The organism is Burkholderia sp. Tr-862, from assembly GCF_011753085.1.
GTDB classification, from domain to species: domain Bacteria; phylum Pseudomonadota; class Gammaproteobacteria; order Burkholderiales; family Burkholderiaceae; genus Burkholderia; species Burkholderia ambifaria.
In genome coordinates, this window is the sequence record NZ_VWWG01000016.1 from 22,684 (window position 1) to 46,038 (window position 23,355).

A 23,355-nucleotide genomic window follows, 5' to 3' on the forward strand; every position below is an offset into this window, starting at 1 on the left:
GATTTGTGAGGGCAGGAAAGAGGAACGAAATTATGCGACAGAGAATTCTTGTGACGGGCGCGACGAGTGCCATTTCATCCGCTGTCATTGAACTGCTTGCATCTGCGGATTGCGATATCCGTGCTCTAGTCAGAAACCAGGCGAAGGCAGGTGCACTGCAAGCCTTGGGCGCAGAACTGTCGGTCGGTGATCTCGAAAAACCCAGCACACTGGATCGGGCATTCGAGGGCATTGATACGGTCTTCATGCTGACGCCGCCGGGGCCTCGGGCACCTGAGCAAAGCTCGAACGCACTGTGGGCGGCACGCCAGGCAGGTGTCCGGCGAATCGTTCGCCTGTCGGCGTTCGGTGCTGCACACGACGCGCCGACGATCAATAGCCGTCTGCATGCTTTGTCGGATAGCGAGCTCATCGCGTCGGGAATCGCATACACGATTCTGAAGCCGCATTTCTTCATGCAGAATCTGCTGACTGCTGCAACGAGCGTTGCGCAAGATGGTGTGCTGCCATTGCCGCTCGCGGACGGAAAAATGGCGCTTATCGACACGCAGGATATTGCGCGCTTCGCTGCACACGTGTTGACGTCGAGCGGACACGAAAACAAGGTTTATACGTTGACGGGACCTGCATCTATCTCGATGCATGCGGTGGCTTCCGCAATCGGTGGGGCCATCGGCCACCCCGTCAAATATGTGCCAATTACACTCGAACAAGCGCTCGAGGACATGGCGAGCTTCGGTTTCGACGAGTTCACGTTGAACTTGTTGCGCGATTATTTTGTCGCATACGGCCGCAACTGGGGCGACATTGTCACCGACGACATACAGCGTGTGTTGGGTGCGCCAGCCAGATCGATCGAAGACTTTGCTCGAGACTACGCTGCTGCGTTTAGTAGCAAGCGTACGGCCTGATCGTCCGGCAAGTGCGCAGTAACTATACCGACGTCGATCACCTATCGCTGTTGCCGGCGGTCTCCATGGGCCGCCGGCAAACTGCCATACGCAACGGGACCAGACAACCGCGGATCTGCAGACGCGTCGTGCGAGGAGAATCCACGTCGACCAAATGCTGCAGGCAGTCCTGAAGAACCCGCCTCACTGACTGCCAGGCGAACCTTGCCACTGTAGTTGGAACCCCAGTCCTGAAGTGCTCGGCCGACCATTCCATCCTTGCTTTTGACCGCGGTGGTTGCTCGCCGAGGAAGCGACAGCAATTCGCTAGCTCCAACGCATGCCCCTCTGCGAACGATGGTCTACATATCAATTCCACTGAGATGAAATCAGATCTTTGCAACGATACTCGGATCGAGCCAAACCACTTCGTGTATTTCGCCAGCATCGTGAGACATAGAAGCTTCACGGATGCCGCCAAGGAAACGGGGGCGAGCAAATCGACGCTCAGTCGTGCCGTGTCGATGCTCGAAGAATGCGCCGAAATCACTCTTCTCGAACGAACGACACGTTGCGTCACGGTAACCGCAGCGGGGTGCGATCTGTTTCAGCGCTGTCTGGAAATGTATTTGGCGTACCTAGGCGGGCTCGAAACGATGGCATCAATTCGAGATAGAACGAAGTAAGGACACTACAGTCACGGCACATAAGCCCGTGATTGCCGAGTCCGAGTCGTGCACCGACATTCCACAACGGCGAGCAGTGGGAGCTACTGTCCTTGGCTCGTTCCGCAGGCGATACGGCTCAATGCCGATTGTCTTCCGGAGTTCAATCGGATGTGCACTCGTTTTGCGACGACCGCTCCCGACGCCGGCCGCCGATTCGACACGCTGGTCTCGCTATCTGCCCAGCGCGTGCGCCGCTGGATGCCCGGCAAACCCGCTTCCGCGTTCGCGCAGGGATCAGATGTATAAGGCTCGGGGGCGCATCGACCGATGGCGGGCCTTCTTCGACGCCGAGCATAGAGCACATCCCCGCCTTTCGATACACGGCGAGCGATCCGGCCTATCGCACCAATCGATCCCATCGCCGCGGTCGATTTTCTTCTCCGTTCTCTCTTCGCATCCCGATCGTTCCGTTCGCGTCGCGTCGGCGAAAGCCGACCCGATACAAGAGACTAACCGCCAGGGGGCGCCCACGACGCACGAGCCGGCAGCAAGCGCGGCACGGCTGTGCGCGGCGCCGCCGTGCGCTTTTTGATTGCAGCACTCCAGCAGACGAGGACATCGTGACTTACACAGGATGCAGGGATGAGATTGCCGGCGGCCTAACCAAGGTGCTGTGGACGGCTTCGCAGCTCGACGGTGTTCTGGGCCGCGGAAAGCGTCGGCACGTACGTCGACGATCTGACCGGCTTCAATCAACTTCAGATGCAGAACCCGAGCCAGGGGCAGCAGACGTCGCTGACGTCGACGCTCCTGAGCCAGTTCGCGATTGCGGCGTTCTGGTGTCTCGGCGGCATGACGTTTCTGCTCGGCGCGATTTACGAGTCGTACACCTGGTGGCCGCTCGGCAGCCTCGCGCCCGCGGGCGGCTCGGTACTCGAATCGTTCGTGCTGTTGAAGACCGATTCGCTGATGGAAACGGTGACGAAGCTGGCAACGCCGATGATGCTGATGCTGCTGTTGATCGACATCGGCTTCGGCTTTACGGGAAAGGTATCGCAAAAGCTCGATCTGCCGTCGCTCGCGCAGCCCGTGAAAGGCGCGCTCACGATTCTGATGCTTGCGCTGATGGCGGCCATCTTCATCGATCAGGTGCGCGATCAGCTTTCGCTCGTGGGAGTGGCCGCCGAGGCACGGGCGATCGCGGGCGGCAGATAAAGCGCGCGCCACCGAAAGGGCGTGCACGCCTCGGATGGTCATTGCGTGCAGCAGCTTGGAGAAGAATATGATCGAGACGTTGAAAGACAACCAGATCGCTACGGGAATGATGGACGTGCTGTGGGCCGGTGCGGCGCTCGATACGTTGTCCGACGTACTGGACCTGCTCGACGCCATGGTGGTGCTGCGCCCCGAGAACGGGGGGATGCGCGAGGTGCTGGCGTGGTGGCATGTGCGCGCGCGTGCGTGGGGCGAGGCGCTGAGCGAATTGCGCCGCGTCGAGCGCGGCGGCGTGCTTTCGTCGCGCGGCATGGCGCTCGCGGCCGTTTGCCTGTATGCGCTTGGCGATGCGGCGTGGCGCACCTATGCCTATGCGGCGGCTTACCGATCCGACGATGTCATGGCGACGCGCACCGCTCACGCCTTGCTTGCGGCTCCCGGCGTGGAGCGCCCGTAAAACGCAAGGAGATCATGGACGTGCGGGTGCATGACGGCGCACCCCGCGTGCACGTGACGCTTCGCCGGGAAGGCTGGCGAGACAGCCCGGCCTCGCGTCGCTGGCAGGAGCAGAGCCGTTAGCGGAACGCCCGCATCTGCCCCGTCATCATCTGCAGCATCTTGTTGGCGGCCACCGAGAGCTTGCGGCCCACGCGCGTGACCATGTGCGCCTCGGCGTTCTCGAGAATCGGATGAGCGATCTCGATCGCGAACAGTTCCTTGGCCTGCAGTTCGGCCGCCACCGCGAAAGCCGGCATCACCGAGATGCCGAGCCCCGATTTCACGAATTCCTTCAGGATCGCGAAGGAATTGGTGGTGATGATCGGCGCGAGCCGTACGCGCTCGGCGTATTCCACGGCCGCCATCATCTGCCGCGTGCCGTAGGACGGGTGGGTGGCAGCCAGCGGGTAGGTGGCGAGCTGCTGCACCGTCAGCACCTTGTGGCTGCGGCGCGGGAAGTCGGGGCCGACGATCGCCATCATCGGCTGCCGCTTCGAGGCGCGCGACACCAGCTTGGGCTCGGCGGGCGGGTTGTAGACCAGGCCGATCTCGCCCTCGTCGTTCGAGATTTTGCGGATCACGTCGTTGGTGCTGCCCACGTCGAGGTTGACACGGATCCCGGGGAACTGCCGGCAGAACTGCTGCATCGGCCCGGCCAGTAGATCCGAGACGAAGCCCTCGCCGAGCACCAGGCTGACCTGGCCGGTCTTGAGCCCGCGCAGCTCCTGCAGGCGCGAGATCAGGTCGTCGCGGTGCGCGAGTTGCTCGCGGAAATACTCGATCACGCAGCGTCCAGCGTCGGTGGGCGTCACGCCGCGCGCGTGGCGCTCCACCAGGGTGGCGTCGAGCTCCTTCTCCAGCAACCCGATCTGGCGGCTCACGGCCGAGGGCGCCACATCGAGCCAGTCGGCCGCGGCGCGGATCGTGCCGCAGCGCACGGCCTCGTAGAAATAGACGATCCGGCTGTCGGTAAGGGTGTCGCTCATGATCTAGGTGTTCTAAAAAAGAGAACAATCTCAATATTGGCGTTGATTGATTATACGGATCGCCGGACCGAACATCGTAGCCATGCAAGGCGGGCGCAAGCTGGCGCGCCGGCCTCGAACCAACAGCTATCAGGAGTCGTCGGATGAAAACGGTGGGCGTGATCGGTCTGGGCAACATGGGGCGCGGCATGGCAGGTTCGCTGCGGCGCGGCGACTACGCGGTGCTTGGCTACGACGCGGCGCCGGGCGTGGCGCTCGCGCTGGCTGAGCAGGACGTGCTGTCGGCGCGCGATTCGGTGGCCGAGATCGCGCGCGACGCAGACGTGCTGCTGCTGTCGCTGCCGACGTCGGCGGTGGTCGAGGCGGTGGTGCTGGGCGCGGGCGGCGTGCTCGAGAACGCGAGGCCGGGCAGCATCGTGATCGACACCACCACGGCCGATCCGGACAGCACGCGGCGCGTGGCGGCGGCCCTGGCCGAGCGCGGCATCGGCTTCGTCGACGGCCCGGTGAGTGGCGGCCCGAAGGGCGCGGCTACCGCCACCATGACCATGGTGCTGGGCGGCTCGGACAGCGATATCGCGGCCATCGAGCCGATCCTCGCGGCGATCAGCGCCAAGCGCGTGCATGTGGGCCCGGTGGGCGCCGGCCACGTCACCAAGCTGCTCAACAATCTGCTGACCGGCGTGCACCTGCTGGCCGCCAGCGAGGCGGTGCGCACCGCGCGCGCGGCCGGCGTCGATCCGGAAAAGCTGGTCGAGGCGCTCAACGGCGGCTCCGGCCGCAACAGCGCGACGCTGACCAACTACCCGACCTGGATCTTCAACGGCAAGTTCGATTCCGGTTTCACCATGAAGCTGATGCGCAAGGACGTGCGGCTCGCGCTAGGGTTGCTCGACCAGTTCGACAGCGTCGCTCCCGTGGCGCGCGAGGCGGCGCGCGTGTGGGCCGCCAGCGAGGTATCCGTCGCCGACGGCGAGGACTTCAACCGCATCGTCGATTTCCTCGACCCTGCCTGAGGCCGGGCAGCCCGCGCCACGATCCCGCTCGACCCACAGATACGGAAACCTGACATGACCCAGCACGCAGACCAGTTGCTCACCGCCTTCGCGCATTTCTTCCCCGGCGCCGCCACGATCGGCTCGTATATCGACGGCGAGCTCGTCGCCGGCCAGGGCGACACGATCCAGCTTTACGATGCGGCGACGGGCGAGGCCACGCTCGCCTATCGCGACGCCGGCGTAGCAGTGATCGACCATGCCGCCGAAAGCGCGCGCCGCGCACAGCGCGAATGGTGGGCGCTCACGCATGCCGCGCGCGGCCGCGTGATGCAGGAGGTGGCGCGCGCGATCCGCGCCGAGGCCGAGGCGATCGCGCGGCTGGAAGCACTGGGCTCGGGCAAGCCGATCCGCGACTGCCGGGGCGAGGTGGGCAAGGTCGCCGAAATGTTCGAGTACTACGCGGGCTGGACCGACAAGTTCTACGGCAGCGTGATCCCGGTGCCGACCTCGCACCTCAACTACACGCGCCGCGAGCCGGCCGGCGTGGTGCTGCAGATCACACCCTGGAACGCGCCGGTGTTCACCTGCGGCTGGCAGGTGGCGCCTGCGGTGGCGATGGGCAACGGCGTGCTGCTCAAGCCCTCGGAGCTGACGCCCTTCACCTCGCTGGCGGTCGCCAGGCTCGGCGAGCGGGCCGGGCTGCCGCGCGGCCTGGTCAACGTGCTGGCCGGCTTCGGTCACACCGCCGGGCAGGCAGCGATCGCGCATCGCGTGGTGAGCAAGGTGGTGTTCGTCGGCTCGCCGGCCACCGGCGCGCGCATTGCCGAGGCCGCCGCGCGCCGCGTGCTGCCGTGCGTGTTGGAGCTGGGTGGCAAGTCGGCCAATATCGTGTTCGCCGATGCCGACCTCAAGCGCGCCGCGCTGACCGCCCAGGCGGCGATCTTCGCCGGCGCGGGCCAGAGCTGCGTGGCCGGCTCGCGTCTGCTGGTGCAGCGCGCCGTCTACGACGAATTCGTCGCGATGGTGGCTGCCGGGGCGAAGAAGATTCGCGTCGGTGCACCGCTCGACGATGCGACCGAGGTGGGCCCGATCAACAATCGCAAGCAGTACGACCACGTGATGTCGATGATCGCGCGCGGCGTGGCGGCTGGCGCCACGCTCGCCTGCGGCTCGGCCGAGCGCGTCGGGGAGGGCCGCGGCGGCTACTTCGTGGCGCCGACCGTGCTGACCGGCGTGTCGAACGCGATGGAGGTCGCGCGCACCGAGATCTTCGGGCCGGTGGTGGCTGCCATCCCGTTCGACACCGAGGACGAGGCGATCGCGATCGCCAACGACACCGATTTCGGCCTGGCCGGCGCGGCCTGGACTACCGACGTGGCGCGCGCGCATCGCGTGGCCGCGCAGGTGAATGCCGGCACCTTCTGGGTCAACGGCTACAAGACCATCAACGTGGCCTCCCCGTTCGGCGGCTACGGCATGAGTGGCTACGGCCGCTCGAGCGGAGTCGAGGCGCTGTACGAATACACGCAGACCAAGAGCGTGTGGGTCGAGACGGCCGAAGCGCCGCCCACCGCGTTCGGTTATCTGTAACCACCGGCCCGCATTCGACGGCAGCCGGGCTTCAAGGGGAAACTCGTCATGGAACACGCACTGGGTATCGAGCGCCGCGAGCTTGGCGGCGCGGCTACCGCCAAGGTCCTGCTTTACGCGGCCGGCATCCTGCTGGTCGCCGAATGGATCGGCTCGTTCACGTTCAAGCTCGGACCGGGCAAGGTCGTGCTGCTGCCGATGATCTGGGCACTGCTGCTCGGCGCCGCGGTGGGGCTGGCCAGCGCGCGCTGGAACAGCAGCGCGCGCCTGAGCGTGCCCGACCAGTTCTTCGCGGCCGCGATCCTGCAGCCGGCGCTGCTGCTGTTCGTCTCCAAGCTCGGGCTGATGGTGGGCAGCGCGCTGCCCAAGCTGGCGTCGGCGGGCTGGGCGCTGGCCTTCCAGGAATTCGGCCACTTCGTCGGCACCATCCTGCTCGGCCTGCCGCTCGCGTTGCTGCTCGGCATCAAGCGCGAGGCGATCGGCGCGACCTTCTCGGTGGGCCGCGAGCCGAGCCTGGCGATCATCGGCGAGAAGTACGGCATGGATTCGGCCGAGGGCCGCGGCGTGCTGGCCGAGTACCTGACCGGCACCGTGTTCGGTGCGGTGTTCATCGCCGTGTTCGCGGGTTTCGTGAGCAGCCTCGGCATCTTCGATCCGCTCGCGCTGGCGATGGGCTCGGGCGTCGGCTCGGGCAGCATGATGGCGGCCGCCTCGGGCGCGATCGCCGCGCAGCAGGACCCGGAGACGGCGAAATTCGTGCTCGCCTTCGCCGCGGCCAGCAACCTGATCACCACCACCATCGGTACCTACTTCACGCTGTTCATCTCGCTGCCGCTCGCGGTCTGGGGCTATCGCGTGCTGGAGCCGCTGATCGGCCGCACCACCAAGGCATCGGCGCAGCCCGAAGTGGCCAGCCCGTCGCTGGGTGACGTGCGGACCGAGGCGCCCGCGCTCGGCTACAGCGGCAAGCTGCTGGCCTGGATCGTGACAGCCGCGATGGCGCTGGTGTGCGATTGGATCGCCCACGGCACCACACCGCTGGCGGGACTGCCGGGAATCGCGATCATGGTGTGCGCGACGATCGTCGGCGATGCGCTGGCGCGCGTGACGGGGCGGCGGATTCCGGCGGTCTGCTGGGTATCGGTGGTGGCGATGTTCCTGACCTCGCCGTGGTGCCCGTGGGCTTCGCAGATCGCCGCGCTCAGCTCGCACAACGATTTCCTGGGGGTGACCACGCCGATGCTGGTGTTCGCGGGGCTGTCGATCGCCAAGGACATTCCGGCCTTCCGGCGGCTTGGCTGGCGCATCGTGCTGGTGTCCTTCGTGGCCAATGCCGGTACCTTCATCGGCGCGACCCTGGTGGCGCAGCTGTTCCATATCTGATGCCTCGCGGCACGGCGGCGGGCGGCATGGGCTGGCCCGCCGCCGTGCCGCGCCGACCAACAAGAGCGCTCCCATCTGCATGAAACTGATCGATTCCATCGTCGCGCAGGCCGACGAACTGACGGCGATACGCCGCGATATCCATGCCCATCCCGAGGTGGGCTACGACGTGTTCCGCACCGCCGAACTCGTCGCCGAACGGCTCGAGCAATGGAGTTATACCGTCACGCGCGGCGTCGGCCGCTCCGGCGTGGTCGGCACCTTGAAGCGCGGCGGCAGCGCGCGCGCGATCGGCCTGCGCGCCGACATGGATGCGCTGCCCGTGCAGGAGGCCAACACCTTCGCGCATCGTTCGACGGTGCCCGGCGCGATGCATGCGTGCGGCCACGACGGGCACACCACCATGCTATTGGGGGCCGCGCGCCATCTGGCGCGGCATGGCGAGTTCGACGGCACCGTGCAACTGTTCTTCCAGCCGGCCGAGGAGTCGGGCGGCGGCGCGCGCGCGATGATCGAGGATGGCCTGTTCGAGCGTTTCCCGGTGGATGCCGTGTTCGGGCTGCACAACTGGCCCGGCATCGCGGCCGGCGATTTCGCGGTGCGGCCGGGGCCGCTGATGGCCTCGACCAGCCTGTTCCGGATCAACTTGCGCGGTGCCGGCTGCCACGCGGCCATGCCGCACCTGGGCCGCGATCCGGTGTTCGCGGCGGGGCAGGTGCTGAGTGCTCTGCAGGGGATCGTCACGCGCAACCGAAATCCGATCGACGGCGCGGTGCTGTCGGTCACGCAGGTGCATGCGGGCGAGGCGATGAATGTGGTGCCGACCGATGCCTGGCTCGGCGGCACGGTGCGGACTTTCTCCGATGCGACGCTCGACCTGATCGAGACGCGCATGCGCGCCGTAGTGGCCGGGACGGCCGCGGCCTTCGATTGCGAGAGCGAGGTGGATTTCCAGCGCCAGTATCCGGCTACCGTGAACGACGCCGAGCAGACCGCGGTGGCGGTGGCGGTGATGCGCGAGCTGGTGGGCGACGCGCATGTGAACGCCGCCGTCGATCCGACCATGGCGGCGGAGGATTTCTCGTTCATGCTGCGCGAGAAGCCGGGTTGTTATGCGTTCCTCGGGAACGGGGTGGGCAATCATCGCGTGCATGGGCATGGCGGCGGCCCTTGCCTGCTGCATAACGCCAGTTACGACTTCAACGATGCGTTGCTGCCGGTTGGGGCGAGTTATTTCGTGCGGTTGGTGGAGCGGTTTCTGGGGCGGTAGGGAGGCGGTGCTGAATTTTTCGAGATTAGCGAGCGCCGCCGGCGGTGATCTCGGTATGGGTGGCGCTAGTGGGTCAAGTTCTTTCAGTCCACGATTCGTTCTCTAATGCGCGGCCGACAACGCCATGATTCTTCGTGAGTTTCCCTTCGGGCCGGTTAATGGCACTCGGCGAAGTGACATCTTTACGTCGCAAACGGCGACAACTTTATTTCTGTCTACGCGAGGCTCGCGCGGTCTGACACGGTAGCCCTGGCTACATCCTCACCGCGGACGGTTCGCCTTCTGTGTGAGCGCCTTCGTTCGCGCCCGGTGCCATCTGAACCCGTGGCATCCAGATCCGGCCCATAGTCCGCATTAATCGGACGAATAAAAACTACCGATTGGCCGACGAATTCCATCAAAGACCACAATCCTCCCGCATCCCAACATTACGCCCAATTACGGAGAGGTCATATGCAGAAAAAACGTATCGGAAAATTGGTCGTGGCCGCGCTCGCCATCATCGCGATGAGTGCCGGCACCGTTGCCGCGTGGGCCGACGGTGCGCCGCGCACGAATGACTTCTGGTGGCCGGAGCGGCTCGATCTTTCGCCGCTGCGTCAGCACGACGTCGAGTCGAATCCGTACGGGAAGGATTTCGACTATGCGCAGGCATTCAACAAGCTCGATATCGAGGCCGTAAAGAAGGATATCCGCGCGACGCTGACGACGTCGCAGGACTGGTGGCCGGCAGACTACGGCAACTATGGACCGTTCTTCATCCGGATGGCGTGGCACGGAGCGGGCACCTATCGCACGTACGATGGCCGTGGCGGCGCCGGCGGCGCACAGCAGCGATTCGAGCCGCTGAACAGCTGGCCGGATAACGCCAATCTCGACAAGGCGCGCCGTCTGTTGTGGCCGATCAAGAAGAAATACTGCCAGAATATTTCGTGGGGCGATTTGATGGTCCTCACCGGCAATGTCGCGCTTGAATCCATGGGTTTTCAAACCTTCGGCTTTGGCGGCGGCCGGGAAGACGACTGGCAATCGGATCTGGTTTATTGGGGAGCCGGCACGAAATTCATGTCGGATAACCGCGACAAGAACGGCAAGCTCGAGAAGCCGTTGGCGGCCACCCAGATGGGGCTGATCTACGTGAACCCGGAAGGTCCGAACGGCAACCCCGATCCCGTCGCCGCGGCAAAGGACATTCGCGAGGCGTTCGGCCGCATGGCGATGAATGACGAGGAGACCCTCGCGCTGATCGCGGGCGGTCATACCTTCGGCAAGGCCCATGGCGCGGCGTCGCCCGACAAATGCGTGGGCGCGGCACCGGCGGGCGCGGGCGTCGAAGCGCAAGGCCTGGGCTGGGCGAACAAGTGCGGTACCGGGAAGGGCTCCGACACGATCACGAGCGGCCTTGAAGGCGCATGGTCGGTCGACCCCGTTCACTTCACGATGCAGTATCTCGACAATCTGCTCGAACACGATTGGGTGCTGACGAAGAGCCCGGCAGGCGCTCATCAGTGGATGCCGAAGGACGCGCAGGACATCGTGCCGGACGCACACGATCCGTCGAAGCGACATCCGCTGATGATGTTTACGACCGATATCGCGTTGAAGGTCGATCCCGCGTACAGCGCGATCGCCAAGCGCTTTCAGGCGCATCCCGAGGAATTCAAGCTGGCGTTCGCAAAGGCGTGGTTCAAGCTGACGCACCGGGATCTGGGCCCGAAGGCGCGCTATCTGGGCAAGGATGTGCCCAAGGTCGATCTGATCTGGCAGGATCCGCTGCCCGTTGCCGGCTACCAAATGATCGGCGACGCCGATATTGCTGAGCTGAAGCGCAGGATCCTCGCATCGGGGGTGCCGAAGTCGGAACTGATCAAGACCGCGTGGGCGTCCGCGGCCTCGTTCCGGGCCACCGACTACCGAGGCGGCGCGAATGGCGCGCGCATTCGCCTCGCGCCGGAAAATGCCTGGTCGGTGAATGACCCGGCGAGCCTGTCGAAAGTGCTGAACTCGCTGGAAGACATTCAGTCCGGCTTCAACAGGAACAGAACGGATGGCAAGCAGGTGTCGCTGGCCGACCTGATCGTGCTGGGCGGCAGCGCGGCCGTCGAGGATGCGGCCCGCAAGGCCGGCTACGACGTCAAGGTTCCATTCTCGCCGGGACGCGTCGATGCGACGCAGGCGCAGACCGATGTCGCTTCCTTCGCCGTTCTCGAGCCAACCTCCGACGGGTTCCGAAACTACTATCAGAAAAGCAATGAGCGGTCGCCGGCCGACTTGATGGTCGACCGCGCGAGCAAGCTGGATCTCACCGTTCCGGAGATGACCGTTCTCGTGGGCGGGCTGCGTGCGCTGGACGCCAATGCGGGCCATTCAAGGCTGGGTGTCCTGACCGATCGTCCCGGCACGCTGAGCAACGACTTCTTCGTGAATCTGCTCGACATGTCGACCCAATGGACGAAGTCCTCAAGTGCAGACGGGACTTACGAAGGGCGTGACCGCAAGACGGGCGCGCTCAAGTGGACGGCAAGCCCGGTCGATCTGGTGTTCGGTTCCAGTTCGGAGCTGCGGGCCGTTGCCGAAGTCTATGCGTCGGACGATGCGCACGAGAAGTTCGTGCGCGACTTTGTCCTGGCGTGGACGAAAGTGATGAACCTCGATCGCTTCGATCTGAAGCGCAGCTGACACCGTGATCGGGTTGGCCGGGGGAGCGATCCCGCGGCCAATCCGTCGGAGGACGAAATGAAGAAATCTGGATTGGCGTGGTTGATCGTCGGGGTGGGATTGCTGTGGTCGCTCGGTGCTCACGCGGCCGACATCGAAGTCAGGATGCTGAATCAGGCGTCGGACGGCCAGCGCGGGTTCGAGCCGGCCCTCGTCCATATCAAGCCGGGCGATAGCGTCCATTTTGTGGCCGCCGACAGCGGTCATAGCGTCGAAAGCATTCCCGGGATGGCACCGGACGGGGCCAGGTCGTTTGGGGGAAAGATCAGTGAAGACCTGACCGTGAAGTTCGACACGCCGGGAGTCTATGGCTATCGCTGTCTCCCCCACCACATGTTGGGCATGGTCGGCTTGATCGTGGTGGGACAGCCGACGGACGAAGCCGCGGCCCGAAGCGTTGCACAACCGCGTGATGCAAAAGCGCGTTTCGATCAGCTCTTTGCGGTGCTGGACCACGAGCAAACCAAGCAGAAGTAGTGCATGCGCGGGCCGGATCGTCGCCCGCCGCCAGGGGCGGGATCGGCAAGGACGTGATTCATCGAGAGATGAATTGTGATGGTCGTCCGTGCCGAGTCTCGGCCCCTCCCGATCGAATTCAAAATTTGTCTAGTCATCCTTGCGATTGGATCGGCCTAACTGCACCAAATCCGTGCCCGAATTCCCCTCGATGAGGCACGTCAGAGCCGTGAAATTAGGGGATTTCCCGCGTTTACGCGGTTTTTTTTGATCGCTGCTTGTCTCGCTGTTTTTCTTCTTGCATGCTTGTATAGACAAATTCCTGAGGCGGCTTGCTGCACCGAAGGGATGGCGAACTTCAACGCAAGGAGAACTCTCGTGAACGGCAAGCGCATCAAGTGGGCAATCAGGACGATCGGCGTCATCGCGGCCGCGGCGGCAACGCTCGCCGCACCGGTGCAGGCAAAGGAATGGAAGACGGTGACGGTCGCGCTCGAAGGCGGCTACGCACCGTGGAACCTCACGCTGCCGGGCGGCAAGCTGGGCGGTTTCGAACCGGAACTGCTCGCCAACGTGTGCGAGCGGATCAAGGTGCAGTGCAACATGGTCGCGCAGGACTGGGACGGGATGATTCCCGGTCTGCAGGCCGGCAAGTTCGACGTCCTGATGGATGCGATCTCGATCACGCCGGAGCGCGAGAAGATCCTGCTGTTCTCGCGCCCGTATGCGGCCACGCCGGCGACCTTCGCCGTCACCGATACGAAGATCCTGCCGAAGGCCGCGCCCGGCGCGCCGATGGTCAAGCTGACCGGCGACGCGAATGCCGACAAGCCGACCGTCGACGCGCTGCGCAAGCAGCTCAAGGGCAAGACGATCGGCATCCAGTCGGGCACCGTCTACACGAAGTTCATCAACGACAGCTTCAAGGACATCGCGTCGATCCGCGTGTACAAAACGTCGCCTGAGCGCGATCTCGACCTCGTCGCGGGCCGCATCGACGCGTCGTTCGACGACGTCACGTACTACGCGGCGAACAACACGAAGAAGGACAACGCGTCGATCGTGCTCGCGGGGCCGAAGCTCGGCGGACCGATCTGGGGCCCGGGTGAAGGGCTCGCGTTCCGCAAGCAGGACGCCGACCTGAAGACGAAGTTCGATACGGCGATCGGCGCGGCGCTCGCGGACGGCACCGTGAAGAAACTCGCCGACAAGTGGTTCAAGACCGACGTCACGCCGTAAGCGCGTGTCCGGCCGCCGCCGCGTGAGCGGCTCGAACGACGCGCGGCGGCACGCATCCTGCGGATTCATTCAACACTTGCCGGGAGGCACGCATGGCGATTCTTGAAATGCTCGGCTTCGGTACCGAGGGCTGGGGCGGCGTGCTGTTGCTCGCCGCACTGATGACGGTCGCGCTGACGCTCGCCGCGCTCGCGGTCGGCGCCGTGATCGGCGCGGCGATCGCGGCGGCCAAGCTGTCGCGCCACCGCAGCGCCCGCCTGCTCGGCGACCTGTACACGACGGTGTTTCGCGGCGTGCCCGAACTGCTCGTCATCTATCTGTTCTACTTCGGCGGCTCGACGCTCGTCACGACCGTCGGCCAGTGGTTCGGCGCGGAGGGCTTCATCGGTGTGCCGCCGTTCGTGATCGGCGCACTCGCCGTCGGGATGATCTCGGGCGCGTATCAGGCCGAGGTGTATCGCGCGGCGGTGCTCGCGGTGTCGAAAGGCGAGCTCGAAGCGGCGCGCTCGATCGGCATGCCGCGCGCCATGGTGCTGCGCCGCATCCTGGTGCCGCAGGTGCTGCGTTTCGCGCTGCCCGGCATCGGCAACGTGTGGCAACTGAGCCTGAAGGATTCGGCGCTGATCTCGGTCACCGGCCTCGCCGAGCTGCTGCGCACGAGCCAGATCGCGGCGAGCTCGACGCATCAGTACTTCGTGTTCTTCGTCGCGGGCGGCGCGCTCTACCTGGTCATGACGGGCCTGTCGAACCGCGTGTTCAACCGGGCCGAAGCGATCGTCGGCCGCTCGTTCCGCCGCAATTTCGCGCGCAACTGACGGAGAGCACGCATGTCATTCGATTTCGATTTCCTCTTCGGCACGCTGGGCCAGCTGCTCGCGGCCGTGCCGACCACGCTGGGCCTGTTCTTCGCGTCGCTCGTGCTCGGCGGCCTGCTGTCGCTCGTGATCGTCACGATGCGCGTGTCGCCGCACTGGCTGCCGAACCGCTTCGCGCGCGCCTACATCCTCGTGTTTCGCGGCTCGCCGCTGCTGATCCAGATGTTCCTCGTGTATTACGGGCTCGGCCAGTTCGGCGTGATCCGCGAAAGCTTCATCTGGCCGCTGCTGCGCGAGCCGTATGTGTGCGCGGTGCTGTCGCTCGCGCTGTGCACGGCAGGCTACACGGCCGAGATCTTGCGTGGCGGGCTGATGGCCGTGCCGGTCGGGCAGATCGAGGCCGGTTATTCGATCGGCCTGTCGGGCTTCGCGCTGCTGCGCCGCGTGATCGGCCCGATCGCATTGCGCCAGTGCCTGCCCGCGTATTCGACCGAAGCCGTGCTGCTGGTCAAGTCGACCGCGCTCGCCAGCCTCGTGACCGTATGGGAGGTGACGGGCGTCGCGCAGCAGATCATCCAGCAGACCTACCGGACGACCGAGGTGTTCGTGTGCGCGGCCCTGATCTATCTGGGCCTGAACTTCATCGTCGTGCGCCTGCTCGGCGCGCTCGAATGGCGACTCTCCGGCCACCTGCGTGCGCCGAAGCCATCCGGTGCGGCCGCCGCGGCGGCACGCAATCCCCGGCGCGTTGCGTCCTGAGCGTCCCCGTCCTTTCCCGGAGAATCCGATGAACACCACTGCTCCCGTTGCGCTGTCGGTCAAGAACATCCACAAGTCGTTTGGCGATCATCACGTGCTGAAGGGTATCTCGCTCGACGCGCACGAGGGCGACGTCATCTCGATCCTCGGCGCGAGCGGCTCGGGCAAGAGCACCTTCCTGCGCTGCCTGAACCTGCTCGAAACGCCCGACGACGGCTCCGTCGCGCTGGCCGGCGAGGAACTGAAGATGAAGCGCGCACGCGACGGCAAGCTGCAGCCGGGCGACCGGCGGCAGGTCGATCGCATCCGCTCGCAGCTCGGGATGGTGTTCCAGAACTTCAACCTGTGGTCGCACATGACCGTGCTCGACAATCTCGTCGAAGGGCCGCTGCGCGTGCTGAAGCGCAGCCGCGCGGAAGCGGTCGAGGAAGCCGAGGCGCTGCTCGCGCGCGTCGGCCTCGCGGACAAGCGCGGCTACTATCCCGCGCACCTGTCGGGCGGCCAGCAGCAGCGCGTCGCGATCGCCCGGGCGCTCGCGATGCATCCGAAGGTGATGCTGTTCGACGAACCGACGTCGGCGCTCGACCCGGAGCTGGTCGGCGAAGTGCTGCGCGTGATGCGCTCGCTCGCGGAGGAAGGGCGCACCATGCTGGTCGTCACGCACGAAATGGGCTTCGCGCGGCACGTGTCGAATCGCGTGATGTTCCTGCATCAGGGCGAGGTCGATTCGGACGGGCCGCCCGACGCGCTGTTCGGCGGCCAGTGTTCGGAGCGCTTCCGCCAGTTCGTGTCGAGCCATCACGACCGCGCCGCGAACTGAGGACGTCATGACCGTATTCCGTTCTGCACCGCCGCTCGACTGGCGGCAGATTGCGGCCGTCGCGGCCGGCGAACAGTTGGCGTTGACCGACGATGCGCGCGGGCGGATCGCCGCGGCGCGCGAGCTCGTCGACGAGATCGTCGCGCGCGGGATTCGCGCCTACGGCGTCAATACCGGCGTCGGTGCGCTGTGCGACGTGATCGTGTCGCCGGCCCAGCAGAGCACGCTGTCGCGCAACATCCTGATGAGCCACGCGGTCGGCGTCGGCATGCCGCTCGGCGCGCCCGAAACGCGCGCGATCATCGCGGCGGCGATCAACAACTTCGCGCATGGGCATTCGGGCGTGCATGCCGACGTCGTCGAACAGCTCGTCGCGCTGCTCGAACACGATTGCCTGCCCGAGGTGCCGGCGCACGGTTCGGTCGGCTACCTGACCCACATGGCGCACGTCGCGCTCGTGTGCATCGGGCAGGGTCATGCACGCCATCGCGGCGAGCGCATACGCGGCGACGAGGCACTGCGCCGCATCGGTCGCGAACCGCTCGCGCTGGGGGCGAAAGAAGGCCTGAGCCTGGTCAACGGCACGCCGTGCGTGACGGGGCTCGCCGCGTTCGCACTGGCTCGCGCGGAGCGGCTGCTCGACTGGGCCGACTGGATCGCGGCGGCGAGCTTCGAGAATCTCGGCGGCCAGCTCGCCGCGTTCGACCCGACGTCGCTCGCGCTGCGGATCTCGCCCGGCATCGGGCACGTCGGCGCGCGCCTGCGGGCGATGCTCGCCGACAGCCCGATGCTTGGCGCGGCGAACGGGCGGCATACGCAGGATCCGCTCAGCCTGCGCACGATTCCGCACGTGCACGGCGCGGCGCGCGACGTGTTCGCGGTGACGGCGGAAGTCGTCGACCGGGAACTCGCGTCCGTCACCGACAATCCGATCGTCGCCGGTACGCGCGACGCACCGGTCGTCCATTCGCAGGCGCATGCGGTCGGCGCGGGCATCGCGCTTGCCATGGACAGCCTCGCGGCCGCGATGGCGCAGGTGGCGGCCATCGCCGAGCGGCGTCTGGACCGTCTCGTCAATCCGCTCGTGAGCGGGTTGCCGCCGTTTCTCGCGGCGCCCGGCGGCACGTGTTCGGGCTTCATGATCGCGCAGTACACGGCGGTCGCGCTCGTCGCGCAGAATCAGCGACTCGCGGCACCGGCGAGCCTCGACGGCGGCATTACGTCGGGGCTGCAGGAAGATCATCTGTGCCACGCGACGCCTGCCGCGCTGAAGGCGCTCGACATCATCGAGAATACGACGCGCGTGCTCGCGATCGAGCTGCTGGCCGCCGCGCAGGCCTACGATTTGCAGGCGAACGGAGCAGGGCGTGCCGCGTCGACCGATGCGCTGTGGCGGCAGGTGCGCGAACGTGTGCCGGCGTATCACGACGACCGGCCGCTTGCCGACGACATCGCGATCGCGGCCGGGATCGTCGCGGGCGTGCCGCCGTCCGTGCTGTAGCGGTGCGACGAATGACGGGCGGCGGGGCATCCAACGTTCAATCGGTCGAGGGCGCATGAACGAAACGGAACGATACACACCGGCGCGTCAGGCGGGCACGTCGGGCGACGACGTGCCGGCACGCGCGCTGCCGGCGTACCAGCAGATCAAGCGCTACGTCGTCGAGCGGATCGCGAAGGGCGACTGGAAGCCAGGCGGCGCGATTCCGACCGAGGCTGAGCTGGTCAAGGAGTTCGGCGTCGCACGGATGACGGTGTCGCGTGCGCTGCGTGAGCTGACCACCGAGCGCGTGCTGACGCGCATCCAGGGTGCCGGCACGTTCGTCGAGCGCCGGCATTACGAATCGACGGTGCTGGAAATCCGCAACATCGCGGACGAGATTGCGGAGCGCGGTCATCGGCACAGCGCGCGCGTATTGCTGATCGAGCGCAGCGTCGAGCCGGAAGCGATCGATGCGCTGGGGCTTCGTGCGGGGCCCGTGTTTCATTCGCGCATCGTGCATTACGAGGAGGACGAGCCGATCCAGTTCGAGGATCGATACGTCAACCCGGCCTTGTTTCCTGACTACCTGGAGCAGGATTTCACGATCGAGACGCCGAATCACTACATGGTGCGGCTCGCGCCGATCCAGCGCGCGGAGTTCCGGATCTACGCGGAGAAGCCGAATGCGCAGGTGCGTCGGCATCTCGTCATGGAGATCGGCGAACCGTGTCTGCTATTGCGGCGCCGCACGTGGGTCGGCGAGCAGGTCGCCACGTCGGTCAGGCTGTGGCATCCGGCGTCGCGGTTTCATCTGGCGGGGAAGATGTAGGGTTAATTGGCGCCGGTTTGGCCTGAATACCCGCGGCGAGTGGCGCATAATGTTTTGAGGTCGACCCTTGGCAGGAAGAGGGTTTTATGCGCTGCACAATCTGCGGGTCCGAGAATCCTCCCGGTGCGAGGTTCTGCCAGGAATGTCAGGCCGCGCTGTCCCGCACGTGTCCGCATTGCGGACATGACACCGAGCCCGCGGCCCGCTTCTGCAGCAATTGCGGAGCGTCGTTGGCTACACCCGCGGCTGCGCCGCCGCCTTCCCGGCAATCGGCCCGGGAGCCCCCGCCAACCCCCGTTCATTACACGCCGGATCATCTTGCCGAGCGGATCCGCGCCGAGCACGCGGCGATGGAAGCGCGCGGCGAGCCCGCCGGCGAGCGCAAGACCGTGACCGCGCTGTTTGCCGACATGGCCGGATCGACCGCGTTGATCCACGACCTCGATCCCGAAGTGGCGCATCGCCTGATCGTGCCCGTGGTCGAGCTGATGATGGAGGCGGTCCACTACTACGAAGGGTACGTCGCGAAATCGCTCGGCGACGGCATCCTCGCGCTGTTCGGCGCACCGATCGCCCACGAAGATCATGCGCAGCGCGCGCTCTTCGCCGCATTGCGCATGCAGCAGGCAATGCGGCAGCATGGCGATCGCATTCGTCTGCAGGAAGGCATTCCTCTGCAGATTCGCGTCGGCGTTCACACGGGCGAGGTCGTCGTCCGCTCGATCCGCACCGACGACTTGCACACCGAGTACGATCCGCTCGGGCATACGATCCACATCGCGTCGCGGATCGAGGGCATCGCGGCGCCGACGTCGATTCTCGTCAGCGAGTCGACCCACAAGCTGGCCGAGGGCTATTTCGAATTCAAGGCGCTGGGCGCGACGCAGCTCAAGGGAATTCCCGCGCCGCTGTGCGTCTACGAGGTGCTGGGCCTGGGCGCGTTGCGCACGCGCCTGCAACTGGCGGCGCACCGCGGCCTCGCGCGGTTTGTCGGCCGTGAAACGGAAATGGAACACCTGAACCGCGCGCTGGACACCATGAGGGCCGGGCACGGGCGCGTGGTCGGCGTGGTGGGGGAAGCCGGCGTCGGCAAGTCGCGCCTGTTCCACGAGTTCAAGGAGCGTTCGCGGCGTGGCGCGCTGGTGCTGGAGACGTTCTCGGTATCGCACGGCAAGGCGTTTCCCAATCTGCCGCTCATCGAACTCCTGAAGAATTATTTCCAGATCACGACCCAGGACGACGAGCGGCGCTGCCGGGAAAAGGTCATCGGCAAGGCGCTCACGCTCGAGCGCAGTTTCGAGGACCTCGTGCCGTACGTTCTCTATCTGCTGGGAATCGGTGAAGGCAGCCCGGTGCTCGCCGAGATGGATCCGCAGATCCGGCGCGAGCGCACCTTCGACGCGATCAGGCAGCTTCTCGTGCGAGAGAGCCGGAATCAGCCGGTCCATCTGCTGTTCGAGGATCTGCAATGGCTCGACCGTGAAACGGAAGCTTTCCTAACGTACCTGATCGACCACGTGCCGGACGCACGCATCCTGCTCCTGGTGAACTACCGGCCCGAGTATCGGCCCGCGTGGGCCGGCGCGGCGCACTGGAGCACGCTCCGGCTCGAACCGCTGGGCCCGTCGGATGCGCAGGGGCTGCTCACGGCGCTGCTCGGCGAGGATCGCTCGCTCGTGCCGCTGAAGCAGCTCATTCTGGAGAAGACGGAGGGCAATCCGTTCTTCATGGAGGAAGTGGTCCAGACGCTCGTCGAAGAGAAGTCGCTGCTCGGCGACGCCGGGCGTTACCGGATCGAGGAGACACCGGCGACGCTGCACATTCCCACCACCGTGCAGGGCGTGCTGGCTGCCCGGATCGACCGGCTGCCGCTCGACGAAAAAGAACTGCTGCAGGCGCTCGCCGTGATCGGCCACGAGTTTCCGTTCAGCCTGATCCGGCGAATTTGCGGGGAGGCGCCGGCACGGGACGACGAACTGCGGCGTCTCCTCGCGCATCTGGAAGCGGCGGAGTTCATCTACGAGCGTCCCGCCTTTCCCGAAGTCAATTATTCGTTCAAGCACGCGCTGACCCAGGAAGTCGCCGGACGCTCGTTGCTCACGGAACGGCGTACCACGCTGCACGAGCGCACCGCGCAGGCGATCGAGGTGCTGTTCCCGACGCGCATCGCCGATTACTGCAGCGAGCTTGCGCACCACTACAGCCAGAGCGGAAACATTCCCAAGGCGGTCGAATACCTGCATCGTGCGGCCCAGCAGGCGTTGCGCCATGCCGCCCATCACGATGCCATGAATCACCTCGGCGCGGCGCTGGCGTTACTGAAGGGCTTGCCCGACACACCCGTGCGTGCGCATTGGGAGCTGACACTGCTGCTTTCGCTCGGGCCGGTCTTGATGGACGTGCGAGGGTATGGCGCGACCGAGGTCGGCGCCATCTATACGCGCGCGCTCGAGCTATGCGAGCGGACTGGAGAGGCATCGCAGCGCTTCGCGACGCAACTTGGATTGCGGATGCACCACGTGGTGCGCGGCGAGTATGCGCTCGCGACCGATCTGGGCAAGCAGATGCTCGATACGGCTCGGGATGCGAATGATCCGGACTTCCTCATCGAGGCACATAGTGCACTGGGTTCGTGCTTTTTTCTGCAGGGCGATTTCGGCACGGCTCGCACGCACCTCGAACATGCCCGTGCGATCTACGATCCGGAGCAGCATCAGGCGCACGTGTTCGCACACGGGGTGGATCCCGGCATCCGGGCGCTCAGTTTCCTCGTGCTGACCCTGTGGATTCAGGGGTATCCCGACCAGGCGCTCAAATGCAGCGCCGAAGCACTGGCGCTCGCACGGAGCCTTTCTTACGGGCCTTCCCTGGCATTCAGCCTGACCTACACCGCGCACTTGCACCAACTGCGGCGCGAGCCGCTGCTTACCGCCGAGCGTGCTGAAGCGGTCATTGCCGTATCGACCGAGCACGGGTTGCCGTACTGGCTCGCGTGGGGAACGGTGCTGCGCGGCTGGGCGATGAGCGCGCAGGGAAACATCGAGGACGGCATCGCGCAGATGCGGCGGGGCCTCGACGCGCAGCGGGCAGTCGGCGGCGAAGACCAGCGTCCTTATGCTCTCGCGTTGCTCGCCGACAGTTACTGGCGCGCGGGCGACAAGCGCTCGGCACTCAGCATGCTGGACGAGGCCAGGGCGATCGTCGAGCAATCCGGCGAGCATTGCTACGAGGCCGAGGTGTACCGGCTTACCGGAATCTATCTGGCTGGCGGCGCGGGCAAGGAAGGCACGGCACGCGAGCGCGACGACGAAGCTATCGACTGCCTGAACAAAGCGATCGCACGAGCGCGCCAGCAGGGTGCCAGATCGCTGGAACTGCGGGCGGCGTCGGACCTCGCCAGGCTGTTGCAGCGACAGGGAAAGACCGCGGAGGCGACGCAAGCGCTGTCCGAGGTGTACGCCGGCTTCACGGAAGGCTTCGACACGAGCGATCTGCGAGAGGCCAAAACGCTGCTGGATGCATTGGGCGCGCGCGCGGAATGAACGGGCCCGCGGCGCACGACGACGCATCATGTGACCGCGTGCCGGCCGCGCCCTGCCGCTGCTTGAGGAGACGGGCATGACAATCACGCACACGAGACGTCACCGCGATGTCCCGCGCAAACCGGTCGCACTGGCGTTGCAGGGCGGCGGGATGCACGGCGCCTTCACCTGGGGCGTGCTCGACCGGCTGATCGAAGACGGCAGGCTCGAAATCGAGGGCGTCAGCGCCACCAGCGCCGGCGCGATGAACGCCACGGTACTCGCCTATGGGTTGCTGCAGGGCGGCGAGGACGGTGCGCGTCAGGCACTGCACGACTTCTGGGAGGCGGTGGCGCAATCGGCGGAGCACTACAACCCGCTGCGCTGGGCGCCCTGGCTGAAGGGCACGCACAGCTTCGGGCTCGATCATTCGCCGATTTATGCGTTCGCCGACATGATGCTGCGCATTTTCTCGCCCTATCAGTTCAATCCGAACAACCTGAATCCGCTGCGCGAGGTGCTCGAGCGCCGGGTCGACTTCGACGCGCTGCGCAAGCACTGTCCGATCCGGTTGTACTTGTGCGCCACCAACGTCGAGACAGGGAAGATACGTATCTTCACGGGCGAGGATGTCAGTGCCGACGCGGTGCTTGCATCGGCATGCGTGCCGACCCTGTTCCAGGCGGTGTCGATCGATGGCGAATACTACTGGGACGGCGGCTACATGGGCAATCCGGCCATCTATCCGCTGATCTACAACTGCGCGACGCGCGACGTCGTGATCGTGCACATCAATCCGCTCGTGCGCCGCGGTGTCCCCATCACGGCGGCGGAAATTCTCAACCGTATCAGCGAAATCAGTTTCAACTCGTCGCTGATGCGCGAAATGCGCGCCATCGCGTTCGTCACCGACCTGATCCGGGAAGGCACGATCAAGCGCGGCGACATGAAGGAAATGCTGATCCATTCCATTCGCGCGGACGACGCGCTGAGCGCATTGAGCGTATCGAGCAAGTACAACGCGGATTGGGGATTTCTGAGCGAGCTGCGAGACCACGGGCGGCGCGAAGCGGATGCGTGGCTCGCGCATCATTACGGAAACATCGGACAGCGGTCCAGCATCGACATTCGCAGGGAATTTTTCTGAGCGCATCGCGCTAATGTCGGCCTGGGGCGACCGTGCGTGGGCGCCCCGCACCAAGGAGCGAACGTGAACC

The 23,355-nt window shown here is 65.6% G+C and carries 17 protein-coding genes and 1 pseudogene; 17 read left to right on the forward strand and 1 reads right to left on the reverse strand.

Annotated features, from left to right (window positions below; genetic code table 11):
* Positions 1 to 32 precede the first annotated feature (32 nt).
* The 3 genes and pseudogenes from F3J14_RS07845 (at position 33) to F3J14_RS07860 (ending at position 3,230) form a co-directional block, all read left to right on the forward strand.
* Positions 33 to 911, forward strand: a complete 879-nt coding sequence (locus F3J14_RS07845; protein WP_166722489.1) for an SDR family oxidoreductase — start codon at positions 33 to 35, stop codon at positions 909 to 911.
* Positions 912 to 2,245: 1,334 nt separating this feature from the next.
* Positions 2,246 to 2,773 (forward strand): annotated as a pseudogene (locus tag F3J14_RS07855) (flagellar biosynthetic protein FliR); the annotation flags it as partial.
* Between the two features lie 67 nt (positions 2,774 to 2,840).
* Positions 2,841 to 3,230 carry an HrpB1 family type III secretion system apparatus protein gene (locus F3J14_RS07860; RefSeq protein ID WP_006753469.1) on the forward strand — a complete coding sequence of 130 codons (390 nt, stop codon included), beginning with the start codon at positions 2,841 to 2,843 and terminating at the stop codon, positions 3,228 to 3,230.
* A 118-nt stretch (positions 3,231 to 3,348) separates the two neighbouring features.
* Here the strand turns inward: F3J14_RS07860 and F3J14_RS07865 are convergent, their stop codons facing one another.
* The gene (locus F3J14_RS07865; protein ID WP_166722491.1) at positions 3,349 to 4,257 is read right to left on the reverse strand and encodes a LysR family transcriptional regulator; all 909 of its coding nucleotides are present in this window, start codon (positions 4,255 to 4,257) and stop codon (positions 3,349 to 3,351) included.
* A 128-nt stretch (positions 4,258 to 4,385) separates the two neighbouring features.
* On the opposite strand from F3J14_RS07865, the gene F3J14_RS07870 reads away from it, so the two are divergent.
* The 14 genes from F3J14_RS07870 to F3J14_RS07935 all read left to right on the forward strand — a co-directional run bounded on the left by F3J14_RS07870 (position 4,386) and on the right by F3J14_RS07935 (position 23,285).
* Positions 4,386 to 5,273 carry an NAD(P)-dependent oxidoreductase gene (locus F3J14_RS07870; protein ID WP_348771966.1) on the forward strand — a complete coding sequence of 296 codons (888 nt, stop codon included), beginning with the start codon at positions 4,386 to 4,388 and terminating at the stop codon, positions 5,271 to 5,273.
* Positions 5,274 to 5,327: 54 nt separating this feature from the next.
* A complete protein-coding gene (locus F3J14_RS07875) occupies positions 5,328 to 6,845 on the forward strand; it encodes an aldehyde dehydrogenase family protein (RefSeq protein ID WP_166722493.1) in 1,518 nt (505 codons plus the stop codon).
* A gap of 48 nt (positions 6,846 to 6,893) precedes the next feature.
* Positions 6,894 to 8,228, forward strand: a complete 1,335-nt coding sequence (locus tag F3J14_RS07880; protein WP_166722494.1) for a DUF3100 domain-containing protein — start codon at positions 6,894 to 6,896, stop codon at positions 8,226 to 8,228.
* A gap of 79 nt (positions 8,229 to 8,307) precedes the next feature.
* Positions 8,308 to 9,498 (forward strand): M20 aminoacylase family protein, encoded by a 1,191-nt coding sequence (locus tag F3J14_RS07885; protein WP_166722495.1) that lies wholly within the window; start codon positions 8,308 to 8,310, stop codon positions 9,496 to 9,498.
* A 507-nt stretch (positions 9,499 to 10,005) separates the two neighbouring features.
* The gene (katG, locus tag F3J14_RS07890; RefSeq protein WP_211080337.1) at positions 10,006 to 12,177 is read left to right on the forward strand and encodes a catalase/peroxidase HPI; all 2,172 of its coding nucleotides are present in this window, start codon (positions 10,006 to 10,008) and stop codon (positions 12,175 to 12,177) included.
* A 57-nt stretch (positions 12,178 to 12,234) separates the two neighbouring features.
* A complete protein-coding gene (locus tag F3J14_RS07895; RefSeq protein ID WP_166722497.1) occupies positions 12,235 to 12,693 on the forward strand; it encodes a pseudoazurin in 459 nt (152 codons plus the stop codon).
* 357 nt (positions 12,694 to 13,050) lie between these two features.
* Entirely contained in the window at positions 13,051 to 13,911 is an 861-nt protein-coding gene (locus F3J14_RS07900) for a transporter substrate-binding domain-containing protein (protein WP_166722498.1), read from the forward strand.
* Positions 13,912 to 14,003: 92 nt separating this feature from the next.
* Complete coding sequence (locus tag F3J14_RS07905) at positions 14,004 to 14,726, forward strand: ABC transporter permease subunit (RefSeq protein WP_006753458.1); 723 nt, start codon at positions 14,004 to 14,006, stop codon at positions 14,724 to 14,726.
* Positions 14,727 to 14,738: 12 nt separating this feature from the next.
* Complete coding sequence (locus tag F3J14_RS07910; protein WP_166722499.1) at positions 14,739 to 15,485, forward strand: ABC transporter permease subunit; 747 nt, start codon at positions 14,739 to 14,741, stop codon at positions 15,483 to 15,485.
* Positions 15,486 to 15,513: 28 nt separating this feature from the next.
* A complete protein-coding gene (locus tag F3J14_RS07915) occupies positions 15,514 to 16,305 on the forward strand; it encodes an ATP-binding cassette domain-containing protein (RefSeq protein WP_166722500.1) in 792 nt (263 codons plus the stop codon).
* 7 nt (positions 16,306 to 16,312) lie between these two features.
* A complete protein-coding gene (hutH, locus tag F3J14_RS07920; RefSeq protein WP_166722501.1) occupies positions 16,313 to 17,806 on the forward strand; it encodes a histidine ammonia-lyase in 1,494 nt (497 codons plus the stop codon).
* A 55-nt stretch (positions 17,807 to 17,861) separates the two neighbouring features.
* Positions 17,862 to 18,617, forward strand: coding sequence for a histidine utilization repressor (gene hutC, locus F3J14_RS07925; RefSeq protein WP_166722502.1), 756 nt, complete (start codon positions 17,862 to 17,864; stop codon positions 18,615 to 18,617).
* Between the two features lie 86 nt (positions 18,618 to 18,703).
* The gene (locus F3J14_RS07930; RefSeq protein WP_166722503.1) at positions 18,704 to 22,159 is read left to right on the forward strand and encodes an adenylate/guanylate cyclase domain-containing protein; all 3,456 of its coding nucleotides are present in this window, start codon (positions 18,704 to 18,706) and stop codon (positions 22,157 to 22,159) included.
* Between the two features lie 76 nt (positions 22,160 to 22,235).
* Entirely contained in the window at positions 22,236 to 23,285 is a 1,050-nt protein-coding gene (locus F3J14_RS07935) for a patatin-like phospholipase family protein (RefSeq protein WP_166722504.1), read from the forward strand.
* Positions 23,286 to 23,355: the final 70 nt, after the last annotated feature.

Excerpts from the sequence above, each read along its gene's own strand:
- F3J14_RS07935 (WP_166722504.1), top strand. The coding sequence starts at position 22,236 with ATGACAATCACGCACACGAGACGTCACCGCGATGTCCCGCGCAAACCG.
- F3J14_RS07880 (WP_166722494.1), top strand. The coding sequence starts at position 6,894 with ATGGAACACGCACTGGGTATCGAGCGCCGCGAGCTTGGCGGCGCGGCT.
- hutC (WP_166722502.1), top strand. The coding sequence starts at position 17,862 with ATGAACGAAACGGAACGATACACACCGGCGCGTCAGGCGGGCACGTCG.
- F3J14_RS07915 (WP_166722500.1), top strand. The coding sequence starts at position 15,514 with ATGAACACCACTGCTCCCGTTGCGCTGTCGGTCAAGAACATCCACAAG.
- F3J14_RS07885 (WP_166722495.1), top strand. The coding sequence starts at position 8,308 with ATGAAACTGATCGATTCCATCGTCGCGCAGGCCGACGAACTGACGGCG.
- F3J14_RS07865 (WP_166722491.1), bottom strand. The coding sequence starts at position 4,257 with ATGAGCGACACCCTTACCGACAGCCGGATCGTCTATTTCTACGAGGCC.
- F3J14_RS07930 (WP_166722503.1), top strand. The coding sequence starts at position 18,704 with ATGCGCTGCACAATCTGCGGGTCCGAGAATCCTCCCGGTGCGAGGTTC.
- F3J14_RS07875 (WP_166722493.1), top strand. The coding sequence starts at position 5,328 with ATGACCCAGCACGCAGACCAGTTGCTCACCGCCTTCGCGCATTTCTTC.
- F3J14_RS07895 (WP_166722497.1), top strand. The coding sequence starts at position 12,235 with ATGAAGAAATCTGGATTGGCGTGGTTGATCGTCGGGGTGGGATTGCTG.
- F3J14_RS07910 (WP_166722499.1), top strand. The coding sequence starts at position 14,739 with ATGTCATTCGATTTCGATTTCCTCTTCGGCACGCTGGGCCAGCTGCTC.
- F3J14_RS07845 (WP_166722489.1), top strand. The coding sequence starts at position 33 with ATGCGACAGAGAATTCTTGTGACGGGCGCGACGAGTGCCATTTCATCC.
- hutH (WP_166722501.1), top strand. The coding sequence starts at position 16,313 with ATGACCGTATTCCGTTCTGCACCGCCGCTCGACTGGCGGCAGATTGCG.
- F3J14_RS07905 (WP_006753458.1), top strand. The coding sequence starts at position 14,004 with ATGGCGATTCTTGAAATGCTCGGCTTCGGTACCGAGGGCTGGGGCGGC.
- katG (WP_211080337.1), top strand. The coding sequence starts at position 10,006 with ATGAGTGCCGGCACCGTTGCCGCGTGGGCCGACGGTGCGCCGCGCACG.
- F3J14_RS07860 (WP_006753469.1), top strand. The coding sequence starts at position 2,841 with ATGATCGAGACGTTGAAAGACAACCAGATCGCTACGGGAATGATGGAC.